The organism is Rhizobium sp. AB2/73 (assembly GCF_020871915.1).
GTDB classification, from domain to species: Bacteria; Pseudomonadota; Alphaproteobacteria; order Rhizobiales; family Rhizobiaceae; genus Rhizobium; species Rhizobium dioscoreae.
Window position 1 is genome coordinate 532,950 of sequence record NZ_CP067073.1, and the last position, 23,955, is coordinate 556,904.

At 59.7% G+C, this 23,955-nt stretch carries 21 protein-coding genes and 1 pseudogene; 7 read left to right on the plus strand and 15 right to left on the minus strand.

What is annotated here, in order from left to right; genetic code table 11:
• The first annotated feature begins 69 nt into the window (after positions 1–69).
• Complete coding sequence (locus I8E17_RS28490; RefSeq protein WP_113397243.1) at positions 70–966, plus strand: LysR family transcriptional regulator; 897 nt, start codon at positions 70–72, stop codon at positions 964–966.
• A gap of 3 nt (positions 967–969) precedes the next feature.
• Here I8E17_RS28490 and I8E17_RS28495 read toward each other — a convergent pair whose 3' ends face one another.
• Positions 970–2,466 carry an aldehyde dehydrogenase family protein gene (locus I8E17_RS28495; protein ID WP_113367499.1) on the minus strand — a complete coding sequence of 499 codons (1,497 nt, stop codon included), beginning with the start codon at positions 2,464–2,466 and terminating at the stop codon, positions 970–972.
• Between the two features lie 147 nt (positions 2,467–2,613).
• Between I8E17_RS28495 and I8E17_RS28500 the strand changes: the two genes are divergently transcribed.
• The gene (locus I8E17_RS28500; RefSeq protein WP_069615271.1) at positions 2,614–3,360 is read left to right on the plus strand and encodes a glucose 1-dehydrogenase; all 747 of its coding nucleotides are present in this window, start codon (positions 2,614–2,616) and stop codon (positions 3,358–3,360) included.
• A gap of 248 nt (positions 3,361–3,608) precedes the next feature.
• On the opposite strand, the gene I8E17_RS28510 is transcribed toward I8E17_RS28500, so the two are convergent.
• Positions 3,609–3,959 (minus strand): type II toxin-antitoxin system RelE/ParE family toxin, encoded by a 351-nt coding sequence (locus tag I8E17_RS28510; protein WP_113367437.1) that lies wholly within the window; start codon positions 3,957–3,959, stop codon positions 3,609–3,611.
• Positions 3,949–4,218, minus strand: a complete 270-nt coding sequence (locus I8E17_RS28515) for a type II toxin-antitoxin system ParD family antitoxin (RefSeq protein WP_069615195.1) — start codon at positions 4,216–4,218, stop codon at positions 3,949–3,951. The genes I8E17_RS28510 and I8E17_RS28515 overlap by 11 nt, the downstream gene beginning before the upstream one ends.
• A gap of 263 nt (positions 4,219–4,481) precedes the next feature.
• On the opposite strand from I8E17_RS28515, the gene serA reads away from it, so the two are divergent.
• Positions 4,482–5,720 carry a phosphoglycerate dehydrogenase gene (serA, locus tag I8E17_RS28520; protein ID WP_113367438.1) on the plus strand — a complete coding sequence of 413 codons (1,239 nt, stop codon included), beginning with the start codon at positions 4,482–4,484 and terminating at the stop codon, positions 5,718–5,720.
• A gap of 185 nt (positions 5,721–5,905) precedes the next feature.
• Here the strand turns inward: serA and I8E17_RS28525 are convergent, their stop codons facing one another.
• Positions 5,906–7,393: a GMC oxidoreductase gene (locus I8E17_RS28525; RefSeq protein ID WP_069615193.1), complete on the minus strand. Its 1,488-nt coding sequence runs from the start codon at positions 7,391–7,393 to the stop codon at positions 5,906–5,908.
• 121 nt (positions 7,394–7,514) lie between these two features.
• Here I8E17_RS28525 and I8E17_RS28530 point away from each other — a divergent pair, with 121 nt between their 5' ends.
• A complete protein-coding gene (locus I8E17_RS28530) occupies positions 7,515–8,402 on the plus strand; it encodes a sugar phosphate isomerase/epimerase family protein (RefSeq protein WP_113367439.1) in 888 nt (295 codons plus the stop codon).
• 25 nt (positions 8,403–8,427) lie between these two features.
• On the opposite strand, the gene I8E17_RS28535 is transcribed toward I8E17_RS28530, so the two are convergent.
• The gene (locus tag I8E17_RS28535; RefSeq protein WP_229002206.1) at positions 8,428–9,276 is read right to left on the minus strand and encodes a sugar phosphate isomerase/epimerase family protein; all 849 of its coding nucleotides are present in this window, start codon (positions 9,274–9,276) and stop codon (positions 8,428–8,430) included.
• Between the two features lie 385 nt (positions 9,277–9,661).
• Here I8E17_RS28535 and I8E17_RS28540 point away from each other — a divergent pair, with 385 nt between their 5' ends.
• A complete protein-coding gene (locus tag I8E17_RS28540; RefSeq protein ID WP_113367440.1) occupies positions 9,662–10,636 on the plus strand; it encodes a UDP-glucuronic acid decarboxylase family protein in 975 nt (324 codons plus the stop codon).
• Entirely contained in the window at positions 10,633–11,607 is a 975-nt protein-coding gene (gene galE, locus I8E17_RS28545; RefSeq protein WP_069615190.1) for a UDP-glucose 4-epimerase GalE, read from the plus strand. The genes I8E17_RS28540 and galE overlap by 4 nt, the downstream gene beginning before the upstream one ends.
• Here galE and I8E17_RS28550 read toward each other — a convergent pair.
• The 8 genes from I8E17_RS28550 to I8E17_RS28585 all read right to left on the minus strand — a co-directional run bounded on the left by I8E17_RS28550 (position 11,567) and on the right by I8E17_RS28585 (position 20,073).
• Positions 11,567–12,787 (minus strand): glycosyltransferase family 4 protein, encoded by a 1,221-nt coding sequence (locus I8E17_RS28550; RefSeq protein ID WP_229002207.1) that lies wholly within the window; start codon positions 12,785–12,787, stop codon positions 11,567–11,569. The genes galE and I8E17_RS28550 overlap by 41 nt on opposite strands.
• Before the next feature lie 47 nt (positions 12,788–12,834).
• Positions 12,835–13,575 (minus strand): class I SAM-dependent methyltransferase, encoded by a 741-nt coding sequence (locus I8E17_RS28555; RefSeq protein WP_069615188.1) that lies wholly within the window; start codon positions 13,573–13,575, stop codon positions 12,835–12,837.
• Positions 13,572–14,885, minus strand: coding sequence for a glycosyltransferase (locus tag I8E17_RS28560; protein ID WP_113367442.1), 1,314 nt, complete (start codon positions 14,883–14,885; stop codon positions 13,572–13,574). The genes I8E17_RS28555 and I8E17_RS28560 overlap by 4 nt, the downstream gene beginning before the upstream one ends.
• Positions 14,882–16,105: a glycosyltransferase gene (locus I8E17_RS28565; protein ID WP_113367443.1), complete on the minus strand. Its 1,224-nt coding sequence runs from the start codon at positions 16,103–16,105 to the stop codon at positions 14,882–14,884. The genes I8E17_RS28560 and I8E17_RS28565 overlap by 4 nt, the downstream gene beginning before the upstream one ends.
• Positions 16,086–17,909 (minus strand): ABC transporter ATP-binding protein, encoded by a 1,824-nt coding sequence (locus I8E17_RS28570; protein WP_113367444.1) that lies wholly within the window; start codon positions 17,907–17,909, stop codon positions 16,086–16,088. Before I8E17_RS28570 ends, I8E17_RS28565 begins: the two co-directional genes overlap by 20 nt.
• Positions 17,906–18,907 (minus strand): glycosyltransferase family A protein, encoded by a 1,002-nt coding sequence (locus tag I8E17_RS28575; protein ID WP_219511741.1) that lies wholly within the window; start codon positions 18,905–18,907, stop codon positions 17,906–17,908. Before I8E17_RS28575 ends, I8E17_RS28570 begins: the two co-directional genes overlap by 4 nt.
• Positions 18,908–19,513: 606 nt before the next feature.
• Entirely contained in the window at positions 19,514–19,825 is a 312-nt protein-coding gene (locus I8E17_RS28580; protein ID WP_069615184.1) for a type II toxin-antitoxin system RelE/ParE family toxin, read from the minus strand.
• Positions 19,822–20,073 carry an antitoxin gene (locus I8E17_RS28585; protein WP_069615183.1) on the minus strand — a complete coding sequence of 84 codons (252 nt, stop codon included), beginning with the start codon at positions 20,071–20,073 and terminating at the stop codon, positions 19,822–19,824. The genes I8E17_RS28580 and I8E17_RS28585 overlap by 4 nt, the downstream gene beginning before the upstream one ends.
• A gap of 242 nt (positions 20,074–20,315) precedes the next feature.
• Here I8E17_RS28585 and I8E17_RS28590 point away from each other — a divergent pair, with 242 nt between their 5' ends.
• Positions 20,316–20,549 carry a hypothetical protein gene (locus I8E17_RS28590; protein ID WP_069615182.1) on the plus strand — a complete coding sequence of 78 codons (234 nt, stop codon included), beginning with the start codon at positions 20,316–20,318 and terminating at the stop codon, positions 20,547–20,549.
• A gap of 39 nt (positions 20,550–20,588) precedes the next feature.
• Here the strand turns inward: I8E17_RS28590 and I8E17_RS28595 are convergent, their stop codons facing one another.
• Positions 20,589–22,376, minus strand: coding sequence for a thiamine pyrophosphate-dependent enzyme (locus I8E17_RS28595; protein WP_113367446.1), 1,788 nt, complete (start codon positions 22,374–22,376; stop codon positions 20,589–20,591).
• A 190-nt stretch (positions 22,377–22,566) separates the two neighbouring features.
• Positions 22,567–23,697: pseudogene (locus I8E17_RS28600) on the minus strand (2-isopropylmalate synthase); the annotation flags it as partial.
• Positions 23,698–23,955: the final 258 nt, after the last annotated feature.

Consider the following 23,955-nt stretch of genomic DNA (forward strand, 5'->3'; position numbering starts at 1 on the left):
CGCATGAATATGCTCACGCTCGGAGGTGGTCGATCGGGATCGATCGGCGCGAGTGAGACCATAACAGCCATGCCAAATATCAATCTTAAATTGCTGCAAACCTTTCTTCTTGCAGCGGAATCCGGAAGTTTCCGCAAGGCCGCGGAAGAAAGCAATCGGTCACCTTCGGCGGTGAGCATGCAGATCAAGGATCTTGAGGAGCAGATCGGCATCAGCCTGTTCACACGCACGCCGCAGCGGGTCAATCTCACCAACGAGGGCCAGGCGCTGTTCGAGGAAGTTGGGCGTGCCATGGCCGACGTTCAGGCCAGTCTCGACAGGCTGGCGGAATTGGCCGCCCGCCGCAAGGGGAAAGTCCAGATCGCCTGCGCCCCGACGCTTGCCACCAGCCGGCTCGGCGACATCCTGTCGACCTTCAAGCTGCGCTATCCGCGCAGCATGGTCGAGGTGCAGGAAACCCCGCCGCAGGCAGCACTCGTCATGCTGCAGCAGCAAGAGGTGGAATTCTATATCGGCCCGGAGGTGCCCAACCTCAACGACTTCCACTTCGAATCGATCATCGACGATCCGCTCGTCGCCTGCATTCCCGAAGAGCTATACAGCGGTGAAAAAACGATCCGGCTGAAGACAATCGCCCAATTCCCGCTGATCATGCTCAATCGCAAGACCGCCGTTCGCGGCCTCGTCGATCGCCTGACGCGTGAGGATGGCGTCGAGCTTGATGTTCAATACGAGGTCGAGAGCGCACAAACCGCGCTAGCGCTCGCCGCGTCGGGGCTCGGCGTTTCGATCGTGCCCGGTATCGCGTTGGGGCAGAATGTCGACAGCCGCGTCCGCGTCGTACCGCTCGAAAATCCCAACGCCCGGCGGGCTGTCGGCATCATCACGACCCGTGGCTATGTGCAGCAGCGCTATGCCGAGCAACTCATCGCGCTTATCCGCACCAATCTGCGCGGCGAAGGCTGAACGCTAGTCCGTCTGTATCCAAACAGCCTTGGTTTCGAGATACTCGTGAAGGTGTTCGATACCACCCTCGCGCCCGTAGCCTGACATCTTCATGCCCCCGAATGGTACGGCCGGGTCGAGCGCATGATACATGTTGACCCAGACCGAGCCCGCCTTGATGCGGCGCACCAGCTTGTGCGCCATTCCGAGATTTTGGGTGAAAATGCCGGCTGCCAGCCCGTAGGGCGATGCATTGGCGCGCTCGACCGCTTCCTCGATCGTATCGAAGGGCATCGCTGAAATGACCGGCCCGAAGATCTCCTCGCGGGCGATCCTCATCTCGTCCTTCACGCCGCCGAATACGGTCGGCGCGATGAAGTTTCCCTTGTCGTAGAGAGCTCCGGAAAGGCGCGTGCCGCCCGCGACCAAAGCAGCACCTTCGCTCTGCCCAGATGCGATGAAACTCTCGACGACCCGTGCCTGGCGAGCCGAAATCAACGGCCCGATGTCGGTATCGGCTTCGATCCCGTGGCCGATCCGAAGCGACCGGGCAAAAGCGGCGACCTTGGCGACGAATTCCTCGTGGATCTCACGCGCGACGAACAAGCGGGAACCGGCGATGCAAATCTGCCCGGAATGTGCAAAGACCGCCATGGCGGCGACGGGCACGGCTCGGTCTATGTCAGCATCACGGCAGACAATCACCGGCGACTTGCCGCCGAGCTCCAGCGAAACACGTTTCAAGTTGCCGACCGCGGCACGGGCGATCGATTGTCCGGTGGCGGTGGACCCGGTGAAGACGATCTTGTTGACATCGGGATGCTCGGCCAGCCGGGCGCCGGCGACCGATCCCTTGCCGGTAACGATATTGACCACGCCGTCCGGCACGCCGGCCTCTTGCATGAGTTTGGCGATCAGCAGCGGCGTGAGCGGCGCGTCCTCCGAGGGTTTCAGGACCACCGTGCAGCCCGTCGCCAGCGCCGGGGCGATCTTCCAGATCGATGCTGCGGTAGGCGCGTTCCAGGGGATGATCGCACCGACGACCCCGATCGGCTCCCGGCGGGTGAAAGTCACGATCTCGCCGGGTATGGAATTGTCGATCACCTCACCGTGAAGGGCTGTCGCCATGCCGGCGTAAAACCGCAGCATGCCGATGACCCGACGCTTGTTGGCAAGCGTGCGCGTGATCGGCATGCCCATGTTCAGTGTATCGGAAACCGAAAGGCGTTCCCAATTCGCCTCAAACAGGTCGGCGATTTTCAGGAGCAGCGCCTGGCGCTCATAGGGTGAGAACTTCGACCACGGCCCTTCCAGAGCCTGACGCGCCGCGGCGACGGCGCGGTCGACATCGGCGGGAGCAGCCAACGGAACCGTTGCAAGGACTGCGCCGGTCGCCGGATTATAGGTCTCGCTGACTTCGCCGGATTGGGCCGCAACCCATTGGCCGCCGATGAACATTGGCCGGAAGCCACCATCGTAAAGCTCGGCCGCCATCTGCTTGGCGTCGAAAGTCAATGTCATGGCGCGGCCTCCCAGCTTCATTCTATTGTCGATATTCACTATCAGACGGCCACAATACAAATAAAGAAAGCTAAAAAGGCGTTCAGATAATCGGACTGTGAAATCGCTTCGAGTTATCCGATGCTGTAGGAAATGGAGGAGCTTGACATGCGTCTTACGGGAAAAGTGGCGATCGTTACCGGTGGCGGATCGGGTTTCGGCGAAGGAATCGTCCGAAAATTCGTCGAGGAAGGCGCGCGGGTCGTGCTCGTCGATCGCGACCTCGCCGCAGCCGAGCGGGTGGCAACGCAGCACGAAGGATCGGTCGTACCGCTTGCCGGCGATGTCGCCACGCTCGGCAGCCTCGCTGCCGCGCGAGATCTCGCGCTGGCGCGATTCGCCGGTCTGCACATCCTGGTCAACAATGCCGGCATAGGACAGCCACCGATGCCGATGGAGGATATGGACGAGGGCCAGTTCGAGCGCATCTTCAATGTCAACATCCGCTCGATCTACAATGGTGCGCGGGCGGTGCTGCCGCATTTCAAGGCCGAGCGGCACGGCGCCATTTTGAATATCGCCTCGACCGGCGGCGTCTCCCCTCGCCCCAATCTCACCTGGTACAATGCTTCGAAAGGATGGGGTATCGCCGCCACCCGCGCCATGGCCGTGGAGCTTGCTCCCTTCGGGATTCGCGTCAACGCGATCAATCCCGTCGCCGGCGATACGCCATTGCTCTCGACCTTCATCGGCTCCGACAGCGACGAAAGCCGGGCGCGGATCGTCGCCACCATTCCGATGGGGCGGCTTTCGACGCCCGCGGACATGGGCAACGCCGCCGCTTTTCTGTGCTCGGACGAAGCGAGCATGATCACCGGCGTCGATCTCAATGTCGATGGCGGCAAGTGCATCTGAAGAGGCAGCGATGAAGGATATGTAAGAGATTGCCGTCGTTCATGGCGACGGCACCGGTCCGGAGGTCTGCGCAGTCGTGGTCGAGGTGGTCATGGCGGCTCTGGGCAATCGCTCGCATTTCAATTGCCGGGAATATCCAGCCGGTGCGGAGCATTTCCTGAAGACGGACGAGAGCTTTCCGAACCGACCTTCGATGACATGCTTCGGCACTCGCGTGGGCGATGACGAACCGTGCTCGCAGTCGGTGCTTATTCCGCCCGGCCAAGCTGCGTCAGGTATCTTCGTAGATGGTCTTGCCCGCCGAAAAAGATGGCAAGCACTCGAAGAACTTGCCGTTCTTCGTCAAGGTCGAAATTAAAGATAGCCCGGTTCTTGGTAACCTGCCGCAGGCCTGGAGCCACGTCGGGCAGAAGCGTTCCCTGATACGGCGCCTGGGCAAGTGCTTCCATGTCGCCTTCGATCGTGTGAAGGCGCGCTGCAGCACGATCGAAGGCGTCAGCCAGCGGATCGCCAAGAGCGATATAGGATTCGATCAGATGGTCGAAGATCAGGCCGAGGTCCCGGTCGCTGTCGGCGGAACGCACGACTTTAAAGACCATGAGATGCCTTCTTGGAGGAGATCAGCTCCTGGGTCCGCCGGCGACCTTCCTCCAAGGTCAGAAAGTCACCTGCCTGCCGCTCGGAAATCAGAGCCTTCAAGGCCGCAAGCTCGGCCGCCCTCAGCTCGGCTTCTTCGCGAACGAGTTCAAGCCCATGCTGCACGACGGCGCTCAGGCTTGAGAAGCGCCCCTCTTCGACCAGCTTTCTCGCAAAGACGTCCTGCTGGTCGGAAATTGAGACTGATGCTTTTACCGACATCCCGCTTCGCTCCCTGTTGCCGCGCTCTATATACTACTCAGTAGTAGAGCAACCGTCAATCCATTCGTCTGATGCAGACGCCGATCTGGCAACCGCGAGAAAGTAAGGATAGGTCCATCACCATGGTGACTTGCTAGAACAAAGCTCCTCTCCGCAGAGCGAATCGAGTTTGTTCTTGCGCTGTCCCTTGGATGGTCTAAGTCATGTGGTCGTGGCGGCGAGCGACGTCGGCCTAATCGAATTTGACGATCGAAGGTAATTCAATGACCGGACAACTTTCTCTTCCCCGTGACCGGATTTCAGTCCTTCTCCTGGAAGGGATCAGCCAGAGCGCGGTGGACTATTTTGCCTCATCCGGTTACGTCAATCTTACCCATTTGCCGAAGGCCCTCGATGACAAGGATCTCAAGAGCCACATCGCCGAAGCACACATCATCGGCATCCGGTCGCGCACGCAGCTGACAGAAGAGATTTTCAGCGCCGCCAAGAAGCTCATGGCGGTCGGCTGTTTTTCCGTGGGAACTAATCAGGTCGATCTGGATGCGGCTCGTCGGCGCGGGATACCGGTGTTCAACGCTCCCTATTCGAATACGCGCTCGGTTGCCGAACTCGTCATCGGTGAAATCATCATGCTCACCAGGCGGATTTTTCCGCGTTCGGCCTCGGCTCATGCAGGCGGATGGGATAAATCCGCCGAAGGCAGTCGCGAGATGCGCGGGAAAACGCTCGGTATCGTGGGCTACGGCAATATCGGCTCGCAGCTGAGCGTCCTTGCCGAAAGCATGGGTATGAACGTTCGCTATTTCGATCCGTCGGACAAGCTTCGCCACGGCAATTCGGAATCCATGGCTTCGCTTGGCGAGTTGCTCGAAATCGCGGATTTCGTGACGATGCATGTTCCCGAAACCAGCTCGACCCAGAACATGATCACCGAGACCGAGCTGCGCAGGATGAAGAAGGGCGCCTTCTTCATCAACAACTCCCGCGGCACCGTGGTCGATCTTGATGCGCTTGCGAGGGTCTTGAAAGAGGGACACCTCGCCGGCGCTGCCGTCGACGTGTTCCCCAAGGAGCCGGCATCGAACAAGGAACGCTTCGAAACGCCGCTGCAAGGTTTGGACAATGTGATTCTCACTCCGCATATCGGCGGATCGACCGAAGAAGCCCAGGAACGTATCGGAAGGGAAGTTTCCAGGAAGCTTGTTGAATATTCCGATGTCGGCTCGACGCTCGGCGCGGTCAACTTCCCGCAGGTTCAATTGCCTCCGCGTCCAAACGGCACGCGTTTCATCCATGTCCACGAAAATCGCCCGGGGATCCTGAACAGCCTGAATACGATCTTTTCATCGCGTGGGCTGAATATCGTCGGTGAGTTCCTGCAGACCCACGGCGACACGGGTTACGTGGTCATTGAAGTCGAAGGCGTTGGCCAAACGGCGAACGAGATACTCGATACGCTCCGCCAGATCCCCGGAACGATACGAGCGCGATTGGTCTACTGACCGATCTGCTGTTGACGACGGTGGCGCCTTTCGGCGACGATAAGGGCGCACACCCCTTCAATATCATTGATCCATAGCGTTGAACGCGACATGGCATCGTCCAGCAGACCTACCACCTTCAGCAAGGCTTGGCGGGCCGAGATCGGCCCTCGAGTTTTTCCTCAATAATTCAGCGGGTCTCTCGATCAGGCGATACGGCGAGCGGCAGCGATCTGGGTGGCGCCGATACTGGCGAGAGCGACGCTGAACAGGGTCGGGTTTGTGGCGGTCTTCGTGGGAATGACCCCATTGCCGGCAACATAGAGGTTGTCGAAGCCCCAGACTTTGGAATTCCTGTCGCAAACGCTGGTGCCATCGTCGCGCTCGCCCATACGGATCGTGCCCTGATAATGTAGCGACGAGCCGACCGGCTGCACGAAAGTGGCAAAACCGGGCGCCGGGCGACCGATAATGGCTGAAATTCGCTGGGCATGGCCCTTGGCCTCTTCGAGGCGCGCCTTGTCGCCCTCCGACTGACGCCAATGGATGGAAATAGCCGGCAGCCCGAGCCAGTCACGGCGATCGTCATCGAAGGTGACACGGTTGTCGGCGCTGATATCGGAGGGCACGAAAACGCCCATGCCAATCGGCTGGCCGCTCATGTCGCTGGCATGCGGCATCGAGTGCAGGCTCGCCGGCGCGATGGTGACCGAATAGGGGAAATCCTTGGTAGCCGGAATCCAGCTCATCGCGGTCATGGGCACATCGGTTTGCATCTCGGTGATCTGCGAGACGATATAATGGTCGTTGATGTAGCGGCCGAGCGCTTCAGGGCGGATGCCGGAGGCGTAGAGCAGCTGAGGAGAATGCAGCGAGTCGCATGCAACAACGACCGTGCCGGCCTTGACAATGAAGGTTTCCTCCGAGCCGGCGCGGGCAAGTTCAACCCCCGTGACATGACCATTTTCATGGATCACGCGGCGGCAGGCGGTTTCAGAGAGAATATGAAAGCTCTCCTCGGGCTCGTCGACAAGGTCGCCGAGAACGACGTCAGTGCCGTGATAGCGCAGGCCGGCAGGACCGGGCGTTGCCGCGAGTGGCATTGGCTGGACGAAGCGATCGGGTGAGCGACCGGGATTGAAGACCTCGCCCAGGCGCTCGCGCATGGCGATTGCCGCGGCATCGCCGGCGCGTGGGTCCTTGTTGGTACCCAGCAATCGCGCCGACACGGCCAGGGCCTCATGCATCTCATCGGTGGGGATGAAGGGCACCAGTTCGATCTCGGACGGCACCGGCGTGCCGGTCGACCACTTGGTGCCCATGCCACCGACATTGGCCGCAGAGAAGCCGGCGAAGAGGTTCTCATCCTGGGCATCGGCGTCATTGGCGATGAAAAGGCCCGAGCGGCGCAGCAACGAATGATCGAAGCCGCCAGCGCGGCGGGCCTCCCACTCTTCCTTGTTGATTGGCATGCGCGGGCTGCGGTCGCCGCCCTGGGCACGCACCTCGCAGGCCGCGCGCTCGTCGAGATCGAGAATATTGTCGAGATGTGCGCCCTTTTGCGGCAGAATCTGCGGGCCGGCTTCCACCATCAGGATACGCGCTTCCGGCCAGTTGTTCCTGATGACCCGCGCGTAGGCCGAGCCAGTCGGGCCACTTCCGATGATGACGACGTCGGCGGACTGACGAGACATTCCTGCTATTCCCCACTCTTAAATCAATTTGATTGCAAACAAAGATGTATCGTAGCCGAAGTCAACCGGGATTGTTAAGTTGCCGAACAAAGTTTTTGTGAAAAGCTCGAGGAGAGGCACGATGAAGATAGGTCTGAGTTCATACAGTTTCCGTCCGTTGATGCAGAGCGGCGCCATGCAGATCGAGGATGTCTTTGCCTGGGTCGGCAAACATGGCGGCGATCATGTCGAACTGGCGACGCTTTCCGTGGCGCCCGAAGGGCAGGACCTGCGATATGAACTCGCCGATGACGGGGAGATGCTGGAGCGGCTGAAGGGCGCGTCCCAGAAAAACGGCGTCCCGCTTTCCGGCCTCTGCATGTCCGGCAATTTCATTGATGACGGCGAACGCGCATTCCAGCTTGGCCGGCTGAAGCGTTATGTCGAGCTTTGTGACAAGCTCGGTGTCCGCTTCCTGCGCCACGATGTCGTACCCTGGTCGCTCCGCGCAACGGAGCCCGGCCAGTTCGAAGCGGCATTTCCGGCAATCGCCGACGCCACCCATGAGCTCGCCGCGCATGCCGGGCGTTATGGCGTGACCACCAGCGTCGAGGATCACGGATTCTTCATGAATTCCAGCGAGCGGATCAAGCGGCTTCTTCATGCCGTCAATCTGCCGAGCTTCAGGTTGACCGTCGATATCGGCAATTTCCTCTGCGTCGACGAGAATCCGCTCACGGGGACGCGTGCATGCCTCTCTCATGCAAGTTTCATCCACCTCAAGGATTTCTATGTGCGCCAGTCAGCGCCTGGCGCGGACTGGCTGCGGACGGTCGGCGGCCAGGCGATCCGCGGCTCGGTCTTCGGCTATGGCGACCTGCCTGTCAGGTCCATCATCGAAGACATCGTCGCCTCGGGCTATGACGGCTTCGTCTCGCTGGAATATGAAGGCAACGAGCCGACGCAATTTGGCTGCGAAACCGGCCTGAAGAATGCGAAGGCAATGTTTGCGGCCGCCGCCGGCCGCTGACCATCGCCCGCTTGCAATCCAGCCATCAGAGCGCGGCGATCCGATCGACGCGCTTCTTCAAATCGGCGAGGCGCTGTCGGTCGCCTCCCGCCACCTCGAGGGAGGCCCAGCCGGAATAGCCGATATCAGACAGGGCCTTGTTGACCGCGGCCCAATCGCAGTCGCCCTCGCCCAGCTCGACATCGAAGCCCTTCCATGGGCCTTCGCTGTTCATCTTTTCCAGGCTGTATTCCTTGATGTCGATTTTCAGAATGCGCTTGCCGAGCGCCTCGATCCAATGGGTCGGCCGGCCGTAGCGAAGTACATTGCCGACATCGAAATACCAGCCGAGCTTCGGATGGCGGAAGCGATCGATGAAATCCGCCGCCTCAAGGGGGCTTAGCAGAAAGTCGTTCCACACGTTTTCGAGCGCGATCGATACGCCGCTCTCTTCCGCGGCGGGCAGGATCCTGGCGATTTCCTCGCCAGCTCTCGCGTAAGCGGTCTTGTAACTGGTGCCTGCATTGACAATGCCGGGAACAAGCAGCACCGTCGTCGCGCCATAGAGCTTTGCATCATGCAGAGCCTTGATCATCGAATCGACACAAGCCCGGCGTGCCGATGGATCGGGATCCGTCAGCGGACGCTTCCAGTGTACGGCATTGACGAGGCCGGGGATAGCGAGCCCAGTCTTGTCGCGGGCATTCAGAACTTCGTCGAGCGGCAGATCGTTGGGCGCATCGAGCTCCACCCCGTCATAGCCGAGATCCCGCAGGAGCTGGAACTTCTCCAGGATGGAGAGCGAAGGCTCCTCGACCATGCCCCATTTCAGGCTGATCTTCGCCAATGGGCGGGCGGAAACGGGCGAAAAGGAATTAGCAGCGGATTCGGTCATTGTTGGGTCTTCGCGTGGCATGGTCGGATAGCGGCGGCACTATGTCAGCCAATCCAGGGCCGATCAATCGGTCATTGGCAGCCAGGACGCGATGCCCGCCATCCTGCCGTCCGGAAGGCTTTCGGCTTCCATCGGACTAAAGTCCAATCCACGACAGGACCTAGGCCCGAAGGCGCAATCTTTGGTCCTAATGCCATGGATTGCCCGGGCCTTTGCGCCAGTTGTTTCCGGCGATGAAAGCGGTCGGATACCGGCCGCTGTCGTAATGCATGCGGAGAAGGTCGATGAATATCAACGGCGTCCTTGAAAGCGGCATCCCAGCCCCGGCATCCGGCATGGCTTCCGACGGCTGCGATATCACGCCACTAGTGGCGAGCTAACCGTCATGCAGCAAACAAAGCGAATCCTGGTTACCGGCGGCGCAGGTTTTCTCGGCTCCTTCCTATGCGAACGGCTTTTGCAAGAAAAACACGAGGTTATCTGCGTAGATAATTTTTTTACAGGACGGAAAAGCAACATCTCGCATCTGCTCGATAGCAGATCTTTCGAAATCGTCCGCCACGACATTACCTTCCCCCTTTATGTGGAGGTCGACGAGATCTATAATCTCGCCTGTCCGGCGAGCCCGGTTCACTATCAGTTCGATCCGGTGCAGACCACCAAGACCAGCGTCCACGGCGCGATCAACATGCTTGGCCTCGCCAAGCGGGTCGGCGCCAAGATCCTCCAGGCCTCGACATCCGAAGTCTATGGCGATCCCGAGATCCATCCCCAACAGGAGGAGTATTGGGGCCGGGTGAACCCGATAGGCCCGCGCTCCTGCTACGACGAGGGCAAGCGCTGCGCGGAGACCCTGTTCTTCGATTACTGGCGTCAGCACCGGCTACGGATCAAGGTGGCGCGCATCTTCAACACCTATGGCCCAAGGATGCGCCCCGATGACGGCCGCGTCGTCTCCAACTTCATCGTGCAGGCGCTGCAGAACAAGCCGATAACGGTCTATGGCAGCGGCCAGCAGACGCGCTCGTTCTGCTATGTCGACGATCTTATCGACGGCCTGGTTCGCCTGATGGGAACAAAGGACGAGGTCACAGGCCCGATCAATCTCGGCAACCCGGCGGAGTTTACGATGCTGGAACTTGCCAATCTCGCGATAGAACTGACCGGCAGCCGCTCGGCGATAAAATACCTGCCACTGCCGGCCGATGATCCCAGGCAACGGCAGCCGGATATCGGGCTCGCGTCGCGCGAACTCGGCTGGAAACCGAAGGTTCAGTTGAAAGCCGGGCTTGGCAAGACGATCGCCTATTTCGAGGAACTGCTTTCGTCTGGCCGCTCACACGCGATCGCCGCCGAATGAGGACGGTCCTTGTCACCGGCGGAGCCGGCTATATCGGATCGCATTGCTGCAAGGCCTTCGCCGAGGCTGGATGGTCGGTTGTCACCTACGACAATCTGTCCCGCGGCTGGCGTGACGCCGTGAAATGGGGGCCGCTGGTCGAAGGCGATATTGCCGACGCCGAGGCGGTGGCGGCGACGTTACGCCAATACCGTCCGGATGTGGTCGCCCATTTCGCGGCCTATGCCTATGTCGGCGAATCCGTCGAGTTTCCTGAACTCTACTATCGGAACAACACGTTCGGGACGCTGGTTCTCATCGAGGAAATGCTCAAAGCGGGCGTCAACCGGCTGATCTTTTCAAGCACCTGCGCATCCTATGGCATTCCGACCCGCACCCCGATTGACGAGAGCCATCCGCAGCGGCCGATCAATCCCTATGGATGGTCGAAGTTCATGATCGAGCGGATGGTGGAGGATTTCTCGCGCGCCCACGGCCTCAACGCGGTGATGCTGCGATATTTCAATGCGGCCGGCTGCGATCCCGATGGCGAGATCGGTGAACGGCACGAGCCCGAGACCCATGTCGTGCCGCTCGCCATAGAAGCGGCGATCAGACCGGGCCGAACCTTCACCGTCAACGGCACCGATTTCGACACGCGCGACGGAACGGCCATCCGCGACTACATTCACGTCAGCGATCTCGCGCAGGCTCATGTCCTTGGTGGAGAGAAGCTGTTGCGGGATGAGGGCGTACACATCTACAACCTCGGCACCGGCAACGGAACGACCGTTAGGGAATTGGTCGATGCCGTCAGCCGCATTTGTGGACGCAGTCTTCCGGTTGCCTATGGTCCCCGCAGGGCCGGCGACCCACCGGCTCTTGTGGCTGCGGCCGATAAAGCCGGGCGAGAGCTTGGATGGGTGCCTAGGCATTCCAGCATCGAAAGGATTATCGAGACGGCGCTCGCCTGGTATCGCGACCGGATGTGATCCTTACCTGTGCCGTTGTCAGGAACTCATCGAGAGCGGCGCCAACCGCTTCGATCGAAAACTTTTCCATCACCCGCCGTCGGGCGGCGGCACCCAGTCGCGCGCGAAGAACTCCATCATCTTTCAATCTCGCCAAGGCCCACGCGATTTCCTCCGGCTGTTCCTGCGCGACCATCAGGCCGCCCGAGGCCTCGCCGCCGACGAGAATGTCCGGCAGGCCTTGTGCATCCGAAGCGATGACGGGAAGGCCGCAAGCCATGGCTTCCAATGGCGCGACCGGCATGCCCTCGATACGGGAAGCCGTTACATAGACGTCCGCGGCCGATAGCCAGCGGCGGATCAAGGTTCGGTCCGTCATGTAGCCGGACAACCATTGCACATTCTCCAGTTCGCTTGCGCGAACGAGTTTGGCGAAAGCGTCATTGTCCTGACCCGAGCCAATGATCACCAATCGGCACGCAGAAGCACCGGCGAAGCGTTCCCAGGCCTTCAGAAGCACATCGAGCCCCTTGCGGCGGATATCGATGCGCCCGTGATTGACGACGATGAAGCAATCCCGCGGCAGGCCAAGAATTGCTCGCGCCTCGCTGCGATCCATCGCTTGCCATTCCTGGGTAGCCACCGGATTGGGGATATTCGCTATATTGGGAGCAATGCGTGGATAGGCCCTGGCAAGACGCTCACGCTCCGCGGAAGACGCAACGATCAGGCCGCGGCACGCGCGCAGCGAAAGCCGTCTTGCGGCGGCCTCGACCCAGGACAGCGTGCGATCCCCTCCCTGAAAGGTGGCATAGAGTGGGAGGTCCAAGCCTCGTGCCAGCCATGCCAGCGCATCGAAGCGCGTATATTCATATTCCTGGGCAAGCAGCAGATCGCATTTGGAGCGGCAAAGAATCTCGCGGAAGGCTGAAAGCGGTGTTGCAGACCAGCGTCGCAGGCTATGGGCGGCAGGAGAATGGCCCTGGCGTGGCCGCTTTGCCGGTGCGACCCAGATCGGCGTGCCCGTGCCGGAATGCTCATAGCACTCAATCCTGTTCACTCGCTCCGATGCACAGACGATGATCGGCTTGTGGCCGGCCGAACCCAGTGCCGCCGCATAGCCGAACAGCCAGCCTCCCGTCATCCGCTCGGCGAAATCCTGAAGTTCAAGCCCGATCGGATCGAGAAATTCTTCGATCACGTCTCCCCAAGGGAAAAGCGCGATCACCTTTGATGTCTGGTCACCTCTCATTTGCGCCAGGCAAAAGCCGTCTCGGTGCCACGCGTGGATGGCCGGTGTATCAAGTAACCGAGGAAGGTCACGGGCGCGGCCAGCGCATAGAGGACCTTGCGACGACGGCGTCCGATGCGGGAAAACGAAACGTCGTGGAAAAACGCGGTGGCGGCGTTGATGAAGGTAGCGCGCCGTTCCGGGCGTCTGTCGAAAAGGGCCGCGAGTTCCGGGTCCCGGTATCCCCGCCTGACATGGCCCCATTCTCGCATCAGTTCGCTTTCATTAGGGCAATGGCGTTTCATGACGCTGAAATAGGGATAATGCCAGTTGATCTCGGGGGTGGAGATGAGGACATATCCGCCCGGCCGTACCACCCGCAGCGCCTCCTGCGCTGCGCGGCGGTCGTCCTCGATGTGCTCCAGCACGTCGAACATGGTGACGATATCGAAACTGTCGTCATCCATTGGCAGCGAGCAGGCGTCGCCGCAAATGAAGGTCGATTTCGCCCAGGACGGCTGATGGTCGGCAAGGTCGGGGTCGATGTCGAGCGTGACGATTTCGGCCTGCGGATAAAGGATGCTGGCAAGACCGCTGCGACCGCCGCCGATTTCCAGCACCCGTCCGGTGCCTCCGGTTTCCACTGGCGCCACCCGATGGATGGCGCGCATCTTTTCGCGATAGAACAGACCATCCGTTAAGCCGTTCGGATAAGGGTTTCCGGACAGAAACTGGCCAAGCGCTGCTTTCTTGATCATCGCGATATTCCCTTTTCAGCCTTAGCAGCGGTCCCCATCGGGGTTCGCCGCATTCTCCAGCCGAAGCGCAGGAGAAACTGCAGGCCGGCGAGCCAGCCCTCGACTTCGGCCGCCAAAATTCCGAGCCTGCCCGGAGGCCCTTCGAAAAGCGCCTTGACGAAGGTCTTCGCAAAATAGACCGGCAGCTGCTTGCTGATGCGCACGATGTTTCCGCGATCGCCGAAATTGTCGTATTGCGTCACGAGGGCTGCGACATGGCCCTTCATATAGGCTTTGATCTGGCGCTTGAGGCCGGGCCAGTCGCTACGATGGTGGTGGAAGACAACGGCCCGGGGTTCGTAGAGGCATACGCCGCCGGTCGCCAACAGTCGGTACCAAAGCTCTGAATCCTCAGAGCATCCCGCCGCCCCCGCGCCAAGGCGTTCGTCGAAGAGGCCAACCCGCTCGAATACGCAGCGTCGAAAGGCCATGTTGGCACCGGCGCCGATCTTCCAGACATGGGCTCCGCTCGGCCGCGTCTCCTCAAAGAAACGCCTGTCGAAGGTGAGCGGCACAAAGGTGGAGCCAAAGCCGCCCATGGTGAACTGAAAGGAGCATTGCGCCGCCGTATCGAGACGCGCCGGCAGCACCAGACCGGTGAACGCGTCGACGACATTCCGTTCCGCAAAGGCACGCGCGATCTCCGCGGTCCAGCCCGGATGGGCTTCAACGTCGTCATCGGTGAAGGCGACGATATCAAACTGGCTGGTTTGAATCCCAGTGTTCCGGGCTCGGCTTAGACCGGCATGGGGCTCGTGGACATAGCGAAAATCGGGGAATTGCCTGCAGATGTCCCTGGCGTTCCCGTCTTCGGAATTGTCGACGATGACGACCTCGCCCGGAGCGCTGCGTTGCGCTGCGAGACTGGCCAGACATTTGCTCAGGGCCGAACCACGATCACGGGTGCAGACAATCACTGAGACATCTCGCGCCGAAGCCGAGGATGGAATTGCGATCGCATCGAGCGTCTCTACCAGATTTTCCGATTCAAGCGCGGTCTCCAGCGAGAGCGCGGGCTTGGGCTGTCCCTCGTAGGTGGCACGCAACGGCGCGCCCAGCCCGACGCTGCGCGCTTGGAGTTGTGCGGCCGCATGTTCGGCAGCAAGCTGGCGCAATTGAGAGGCACCGTGAGGTAGCTCGTCCTCCAGGGACGCCCGTGCCCCGAGCGGCAGGTCCTTCCACCAGAAGATAGACAATGCGGGCGTGCGAGCGCCGCCGATATCCGCCGCAGCAAGATCGACATGCCTCACCTCAAAACGTTCCGTCGTCATGAATTGCGCTCCCGGATCGACCTGATACGGGCGCGCGAGCGATCGTATTCACCGGCAAGGCCGTAGATTCCGCCCCACAGCTCCGCGATACCGAAACGCAGCTCATGCCCACGCAGCCGCCGCGCAGCGCGGGCAAGCGCCTTCAACTGGTCGAAGAACCACCAGCGGACCATGGCGCGATGGCGCGCTCGCATCACGCGATCGGTGCGATAGCTCTTGACGAGAAAGGCCATCATGCCAAGACCCCAGCTCCAGTATTGCCGCCTGAGCTGCGGAATGGTTTCGCGGTGCTCGTGATAAACCGCATATTCCGGCTCATAGATCATCGGGCGTCCGGAGCGCAGGACGCGGTAAAAGATATCGAGATCCCCGCCTCCGGGCAGCGGCGCGCCCGTATCGAGCGCCTCGTCGAAGCCGCCGAGCTCGATCAGCAATGCGCGATCGAAGGCCATGTTGCAGCCGGCGCCGAGAACGCCGGCGCCGACGGGATGGAGCGGATTGTCAAAGCGCGCCTTGTGAAACTCCCGTCGCGTAAAGCCGCGACCGAACCCTCCGCGTCGCTCGAAAAAGATCTGCGCCTCGGTGTCGAGACGAAACGGCAGCACGAGGCCGGTGAAACCGCCGACGCCAGGGTTGTCGCGGCACGCCTTGGCAAGGCCTGCAAGCCAATTGCGGTCCACCACGACATCATCGTCCAGATAGGCGATAATATCGCCCCAACCCGCATGAAGGGCGGCGTTTCGTGCGAAATCCAGCCCAGCCTTCGGTTCGAAAACGTAGCGGATATCGCGGAAACTCTCGACGGCTTCGCGCGTGGCCGCATCCACCGAGGCATTGTCGACCACGATGATTTCGACGAACTGGAAGGGAGATTCATCCCGAACCTGATCGAGCGACCGCAGCAACCGGGAGAGGCGCTGCGCACGATCCTTGGTGCAGATCGCGATGCTGAGACTGGGCAGCGTCGTCTCGCTCGCCGGCAAGCGCGCCCTCAGCTCCTCCTCCAGCTTCGCGACGAGGATGCGTTCCGCAAATCGCTCATCAGCAAGGGATTTCAAGCTCTCGGCTGGCAGCATGGAGCCGGCGGGTCGCTCGATCATTTCAAATGCGATCAGCCGGCCCTGCCATCGCGCGATCAAGCCGACACCGGTCTGCTCAGCCGAGAGTTCGATCGGCGCCAGGGGCTTCGACAACTCGATATCAATAAGCTTGTAACTCATCACCCAACTCCCGCCCGCCGCGGCGGCCGTGCTGAAATTCGTGTAGCCTGGAAAAATGTCCCTGCCGCTTGAAGAGTTCTTCCGGCGAACCAGCCTCGACCACACGGCCCTTCGTCATGACGATGATCTGATCGGCGGCCAGAACGGTCGAGAGCCGGTGAGCGATCACGACAACGGTGCGGTTGTGTGAGTACTCGTCGAGCGCCAGCTGAAACGCCTGTTCGGTTTCGGCGTCGAGCGCGTTCGTCGCCTCGTCCAGGAGCAGGATATCGGGATTTCGAAGGATCGTTCGCGCGAGCGCCACGCGCTGCCTCTGCCCGCCCGACAGGCGCATTCCCTGATCGCCGATCCGTGTGCCGTAGCCATCCGGAAGCAGGCGGATGAAATCATCCGCCTTGGCGATTTCGGCAGCTTTGCGGATCTCGGCCGGCCCGGCCTCCAGATCGCCATAGGCGATGTTGCCTGCAATCGTGTCGTTGAAGAGATGAACCTCCTGCGACATCAGCGACAGGCGTTTGCGCCAGCTTCGAAGATCGAATTCTGAAAGAGGCATACCGTCTGCCACGATCGCACCGGATGTCGGATCCATGAAGCGAAAGAGCAGCGCCATCACTGTGGATTTGCCGGCCCCTGACTCGCCGACGATCGCCGTGGTTTTGCCGGCAGGAATGCTGAAGGAGACATCTTCCAGCGCAAGCGGCTGAGCAGGCGCATAGCGGAAGGAGACATCGCGAAATTCGACGGCTTTCTTGAAGGCGGGCGCCTGCACGTGCCCCTGCGAGAGAAAAGGCTTCTCCGTCGTGCGGAGGAAGTCGTCGACATCGTCGATGCTGCCGGCGAGCCCATCGAGCGCGATCTTTGATTGCAGCAACTCGCGCGTTGGGCCTTGCAGACGATATAGCAGCGAGAGAAACGCGGCCAGTGCCGCAATGCCCAATCCTACCGATTGAGCGACAAGAACGAGCGCACCGATCAGGATCGTAATCGAGATTTCCGAGACAGGTCCCGGTGTCGCCCACAGCATATCGAGCTTCAGAAGGCGTCGCCGCACATTGTCGGAAGTCTCCCGGAAGCGGTTGCGTTCGTAGTCCTCCTGGGCGAAGGCGCGGATCAATTGCAGCGCGTTGATGCTCTCCCACATCCTCAGGCCGAACTGCTTGTTTTCCTCGACAACGGCCTTGCCGGTCTCGTCCGCGCGCCGAGTGGCCAGGCGAATGGCCATGGCGCCCATGAGCAGGAATATCGTCGAGAAGAAGGTCAGACGGATGGAAATCAGCAGCATCAGCAGCATGAAGACGGCGAAGGTGCAGAAGCAGATCATCAAACGATAAGCAAGGCTTAGGGCCTGACTGACTTTCCAGGTGTTGTTGGCGATCGTCGTGACGATATCGGAGCGTTTGTTTTCCACCCGGTAGTCGATGCACGAGCTTATCGTCTGATCGAAGACCCTTGCTCTTAGCCGATGCGCAACGAGACCGTCGATATACCGGGTCACCCAGATATTGACGAGATGGACGGCGTTCTTCAGAAGAATGCTGACGCACAGCACGCCCACCAGGAATGCCGTCAAGTGGCTTTGTGGAACGGGCGCGAGCAGCCGGTCGAAAATTCGCTGCCATTCTCCCTGCTGCGCCGCTACGGCGCCGAGACTCTGAATGAGGGGAATGAAGAGAAAGAGGCCTGCACCCTCTAGAACCGCGGCGGCAAGGCCGAGCCCGATGATGGTCGGTCCTGCCCAGGCAGGCGCCTCCGCCAGACGGAAGAGCCGTTGCAGCCGCGTGAGAAACGAACCGCCCGGCCTCACGGGATCGTCTCCATATAGAGCGGCCGCAACTCCGCGTTTCTTTGCAATCCCCTCAGCCGAACCTTGAGCCAATCGGGAACCAGCCTGGCACGGCAATATACGTCGAATATGTTTGGCAGGCTCGAAATCGCCTGACGTGGCTCCAATGCCAGAAATCGCCGCAGCAGATCACAACCATCGAAAAAGCGACCGCTGACAAAAGCTCTGACGACCAGCCAATGGATCATATCGACCAGATGGGCATCGAGATCGCTGCCATACTGAGGATATTTTTCACGATACTCGGCGAGGACGATTTCGCATGAAGAGAGCATCCGCCTGACGTCGCTCGACATGTTCGTGTTCGTCATGCGGTAGCCGATCAAGTGCTGCTGTATGACGCGGAATTCGTAATTCTCCGCAATTCTGAGGCAGATCAGAAGATCCTCGCAACCCTGCGCGTTGCGTGCCCTTAAGGATGGGTCGAACTGCCCGGCGCCCTCGAAGGCGGAACGACGCATGAGCATCGAACTGCCGTTGCCGACGAAATTGTTTCTGCACATGCGCTGAAGCACATATCCTTCATGGCTTGGCCGGTTATGCAGCGAAAACACGCGGCTATGTTCGTCAATGAGCGCATACCAGCAATAGGCCAATCCCACCGACGGCCCGCCCATGTCAAGCGCTTGCCACTGAAGGGCGATCTTTGACGGAGCCCATAAATCGTCGGCATCGATAAATGCGAGAAATTCGGCGTCGGTCGCGGCCGCACCGTTGTTACGCGCGACGGCGACACCGCTATTGGCCTGCCGAAGAATCCGGATTCGTGGATCCTGCCTCGCGTATTCAGCCACGATCGATAATGATCGATCCGAAGATCCATCATCGACAATGATGATATCGAGCTCCTGATGCGTCTGGCGACAGATGCTGGCCAGGGTCGCACCGATCGTTCGTTCGGCGTTGAACATCGGTACGACAACCGCAACCGTGGTCCTTCGCTTAGCTTCCACAGCCATTGCCGCCCTTGGCGACGAAGCCGATGATACAGCCACCGACGGAAGCATTGGTGAATGCCGGGGCTGGGATGCCGCTTTCACGCGCGCCGTCCATATTCATCGATCTCTCCGCATGCACTACGACAGCGGCCGAATATCCCGCCGCTTCCCTCGCGGGAAACAACTGGCGCAAAGGCCGGGGCAATCCATGGCATTAGGACTAAAGATTGCGTCCTTGGTCCTAGGTCCAATCACAAACCGGACTTTAGTCTGATGTAGATGGCTTTGTTGCCAAAATCAGCGGAACGATTGCCGGTTGCAATAGTTTTCAGCGGGATTTTTTACGGGCACTTCCAGCTGATCTCACCGCGGGGCGGTGACTTTGCGGGCATATACATCGCCGCCGCCTACCATATTTCGATTCGGCGCTGATCCATTCAATGCGAAACGCCGGCGGACGCCAACCGGAGGCGCCAGCAATTTCAACACATCGGCGCGCACGTGGCTTGCATATGTAACGGGGTCGCGACGACGGCGCGTAGATCGATCGGACAACGACTGGGCTTGATGCGTGATCCTATCCGACCACCTCCACCATCTGCAAGACATCTCGCCTTCGTCCAAAGATCATTCGTTCAGACGGCCAGCCAATCGCTTCATCAAATCCATTCGTTCATGAAAAATCGCCACGATCAGTGCAGGTGCATCTTCGCGAAGCAGACAAAAGACATAGTGGTGTTCACATCGCGCCATTCGCAATGCCGGATAAAGCGCCCTCATATCCTTAAAAGGACCCTTACCCTCGGCAAGATTTGCAAAACCTCGCTCCAAAGCCGAGATGTACCAGCGCACCTGAGCTGCACCCCATTGCGCATGCGTGTAGCGGATTACAGAGCGCAAATCCGATTCTGCATCCGCGGTAAGAATGTAAGCCGTCAAGCACGATCCTCGGCAATTTCTTCATCGAGGATGTCACCGACGGTTTTAGTCGACAGTTTTCCGGCGAGCCCATCATTGATGCGCGTATTCATCAACATCTTTAACTCCTCCCAGGCTCGATCTCCATCTATATCCCCGGGAAAGAGACGCTCAAGTGCATATTGTTTGATTGTCTTACCCTGCAAAGCGGCCATCGCCTTTAGGCTTTGATGTTGCTGGTCTGTCATGTCGATCGTTAAACGGCTCATCTAGCGTGCTCCTGAACTGGAAAGACCCACATTAGCACATATGTGGGTACGTGACCACTGCCGCGAGGCTTATTGAAAAGCACGGCGGCCGCTCCCAAGCGCTACAACCACTCCTAGAATAGGAGAATTGCCTATTCGTAACGGCGAGCAAATGATGGTACTTCGCTTGAAAAATAGCCTTGCAGCGGTTGCCTGCGCTCACCTCCGCTATACCTTGTCGATAAATATGGACGTCTGTCGTCATGGAGGAGAGCATCGTCATGCCAGCTAAGCAATGGCTGATCGGTTTTGCAGATCAATCGAAGCGGCAATGCCACGAGCAACTCCAGCGGACAATCGATGCGGCCGTGCAGGATCTCCTGCAAGATGGATCGGAGCCTCAGTGCATAGCGGAAGCTCTGCTTGAAATCGCCGACAACTATTTCGATACGGTCATCGGTGACATGGAGATGACGCCTTCGACACCATTACATTGATCTGGTGCATTGATCTGGCATCGGCCGCTTCGGGTGGCGCTACAGATTGTTGGCCCGCGGATTTTGTCCCACCACCTGCTCTGCGTCGACCGGTACCTCGACCAGGATGGATGGGCGGCCAGGGCCGTAGCTTTCGCGCATGATCTCGGCCAGGTTGCTAAGATCCGGCGCCAGCTTGCGGCTTTCCCAGCCGCATGCGCGCGCCATCGATCCAAAGTCGATGCGGTGCAGATCGCTATGGTAACGATCGGACGAATAGCCTGGAATGACCACGGGCAGGCCCTGCACCATGATGCCAAGCGCGCCGTTGTCCAGTACGAACAGGACGAGCCCCAAGGATCGCGCTTCGGCCAGGCAACCGGCAATCAACCGGAAGCAGCCATCACCCGTAAAAGCGAACACCGTCGCGTCCGGTTTCGCGAGCTTTGCGCCGATTGCCGCGCCGAATGCTCCGCCCATTGCCGAACCGCGATAGAGCGAATGGAAGCGGACGTCCGAATGCGGGCGCTGCGTGACATACTGACGATCTTTGTAGGCAAGGCACACGTCATCGAATGCGACGCTTCCCGGCCGCCAATGACGATCGAGCTCCTGATAAAATCGGGCGATATCGATTGTGCCAGGACGCGGCGGCATGATCTCGCGATCATTAAGATCGGCCACGAAAGCCGGTGCCGGAGGGCGCGGCAGCTGAAGGCCCTCGAGCCGACCGATCGCTTCGCTCAGGACCTGATCGATCGGTCCTCGAACATCGAAATATTCGCCGCGCACACGATGCCGAAACTCGCCCCCAACGCTGCCATAAGGGGCGGCCAGATTGGTGAAATTCCATGTCGTATGAGCAGGTATGTCCGAAAAATTAAGCGTATATTCGTCAGGGCAAAATCCGAGAGTGATGACAATATCGTCAGGGCCAAGGCTTCTCCAGAGCTGCATTGCGCGATCGTTACCGCCAAATCCCAGATAGCCGAAACCGAAGACATTGTTGCGCGCCACCGCATTCGCCCCGTTTATGCTCCAGACGATCGGTGCCTGTAATGCCTTGCATAAACGTGTGGTGAGAACAGGCATATACGGGTATATGGCGGCCTCTTCCCCCGCCAGCACGATCACCCGACGTCCAGCCGATTGCCGCGGGAATTCGGCCAGAAAATGAGCGAGCGCCCCGTGGTCGATCTTGTTCGGTTTATGGGCGTAATCGCCACGCCAAGGCGCATGGACGGGCTCAGGCACCATTTTTCCAAGTGCCTCCGGCGGCATGAGAAGTGCTATAGGCGAGCCCTGATCGAGGTGCTTGCGGGCCTGCTCGAGTTGCTCCCCGATACGTTCTGGATCATTCAGGACGAATGTGCCTGATGGCAGCTCGGCCTTCAGCTGAGCCACGACGTCGGCGCCTTCCGGGCTCGTATCTTGCAGCGGCGCTCGGTATCGCGTATCCGCGGGGCTAAGAGGAATGAGGTAGATCGCGGGAATATTGTGCAATTTCGCATCGCTCAGGCCGCAGGTCAGCAGCCGCGTTGCGGCTCCCGTCGTCGCAATAGCCGCGCCGATTTTCCCGCTCGCCAGATAGTATCCCAACGGAATAAAGCCGGCGACATACTCTCCGATATTGAAGAAAACCGGGAACTCGGCACCGTCGTTGGCGGAGACCATCGGCTCGATGTGTTTGAGCAAATGGATGACCCCTCCTCCCGTGACGCCGGCATAGTGACGCACATTCCAGCTCGCGAGCGTATCGATCAGGAATTCATATCCTGTTTTTGGCACTGTTCTCGGCTTGGCTATCCGAATGTCGCCCGCCGTTTCGACTGAAAGATCCACCGTCATTTTCTCGCCTCTCCGCTGTGACCATCGTTCCCGAATGCTGCAAACTATTGACGCGCGGTTCCCGGGCCGGCCGAGGTCCGCAGCAAGCGCGGTTCCGGCACATGGCCGATCCCGATTAGACGTTCTGGAAGCAGAACTAGGCGATGTGGCTTTCCAAGGAGAGGGCTTCCATACCGACAACCGTCGCCAGAAGATCCTCATCGCAAAGCGATGCCTTTTGATCGGCGATATCCTTGAAACGGGAGAAAGCGCGATCGAGATCGGCATCGGAACCGAACTCGACCCCCAGCGAGCGCATGCACATGCGAAAACCGTTGCGGCCCGAATTCTTACCTAGCACCAGCCGATACTCGTCGGCACCGACCTCCGCCGCCGTCATGATCTGATAGGTCAGCGGGTTCTTCAGCATGCCATCCTGGTGAATGCCGGACTGATGCGAGAAGGCATTCCTGCCGACGATCGCTTTGTTAGGCTGCACAACGAAACCCGTGATCTCCGAGACGAGCCTGGATGCGGCCGTCAAACGACGGGTTTCAACGGAGGTTTGGCATCGGAAAAAATCCTCGCGTGTATGCAGCGCCATGACGATCTCCTCAAGCGACGCATTGCCCGCTCGCTCACCGATACCGTTGATCGTGCATTCGATCTGACGCGCGCCCTGCCGGGTCGCTTCGAGCGAGTTGGAAACAGCCATGCCCAGATCATTGTGACAATGCGCGGAGAACACGGCCTTGTCAGCGTTGGGCACGACATCGCGCAGATAGGTGAATAGCTTGCCGTATTCGTAAGGCGTGGCGTAGCCGACCGTATCAGGCAGACTGACCGTGGTTGCGCCGGCTTTGATCACCTGTTCCACGAAACGGGCAAGAAATTCAGGCTCCGATCGGCTCGCGTCCTCGCAGGAAAATTCGATATTCTCGGAATAACGTCGCGCGTGAGCCACCGCGCGAACGGCATGTTCGAGCACGTTTTCCGGAGTCATTTGCAACTTATATTTCATGTGAATGGGCGAGGTCGCCAGCACGATATGGATACGGGACGATGCCGCACCGGAAACAGCCTCCGCCGTCAGATCGATATCGCGCTCGACCGCGCGGCTCAGGCTGCAAATCGTGCTGTCCTTCACGACACTCGCCACGGCCTTGATGGCATCGAACTCGCCTGGACTGGAGACGGCAAAGCCGGCCTCGATCACGTCGACTTTCAGCCCTTCGAGCATAAGCGCGATCTCGACCTTTTCCCCGGCGTCGAGGTTGATGCCGGGGCTTTGCTCGCCGTCACGCAAAGTGGTGTCAAAGATTATGATCTTTTCAGTGTTCATGCGACTCTCCCGATCAATTGAAGCATCGGCTTTGCCGAATTCCTAAGGCTGGCTTTATGGCACTACACACAAGTCATGGATGATCGATGCCTCGGGCGCGTTTCATGCCTGCGGCGAAAATCCATCATCGGATGCAAGTCTCGTCAGATCTGATCCTGATCGCCTCTGGCGTTGCCGGCATGCTGGAAACCGGATAAAGCGCTTCACGCTTTGATCGGTATCCCCGCCTGCGCCGTCGGCGAAATTTCGCAATTCTTG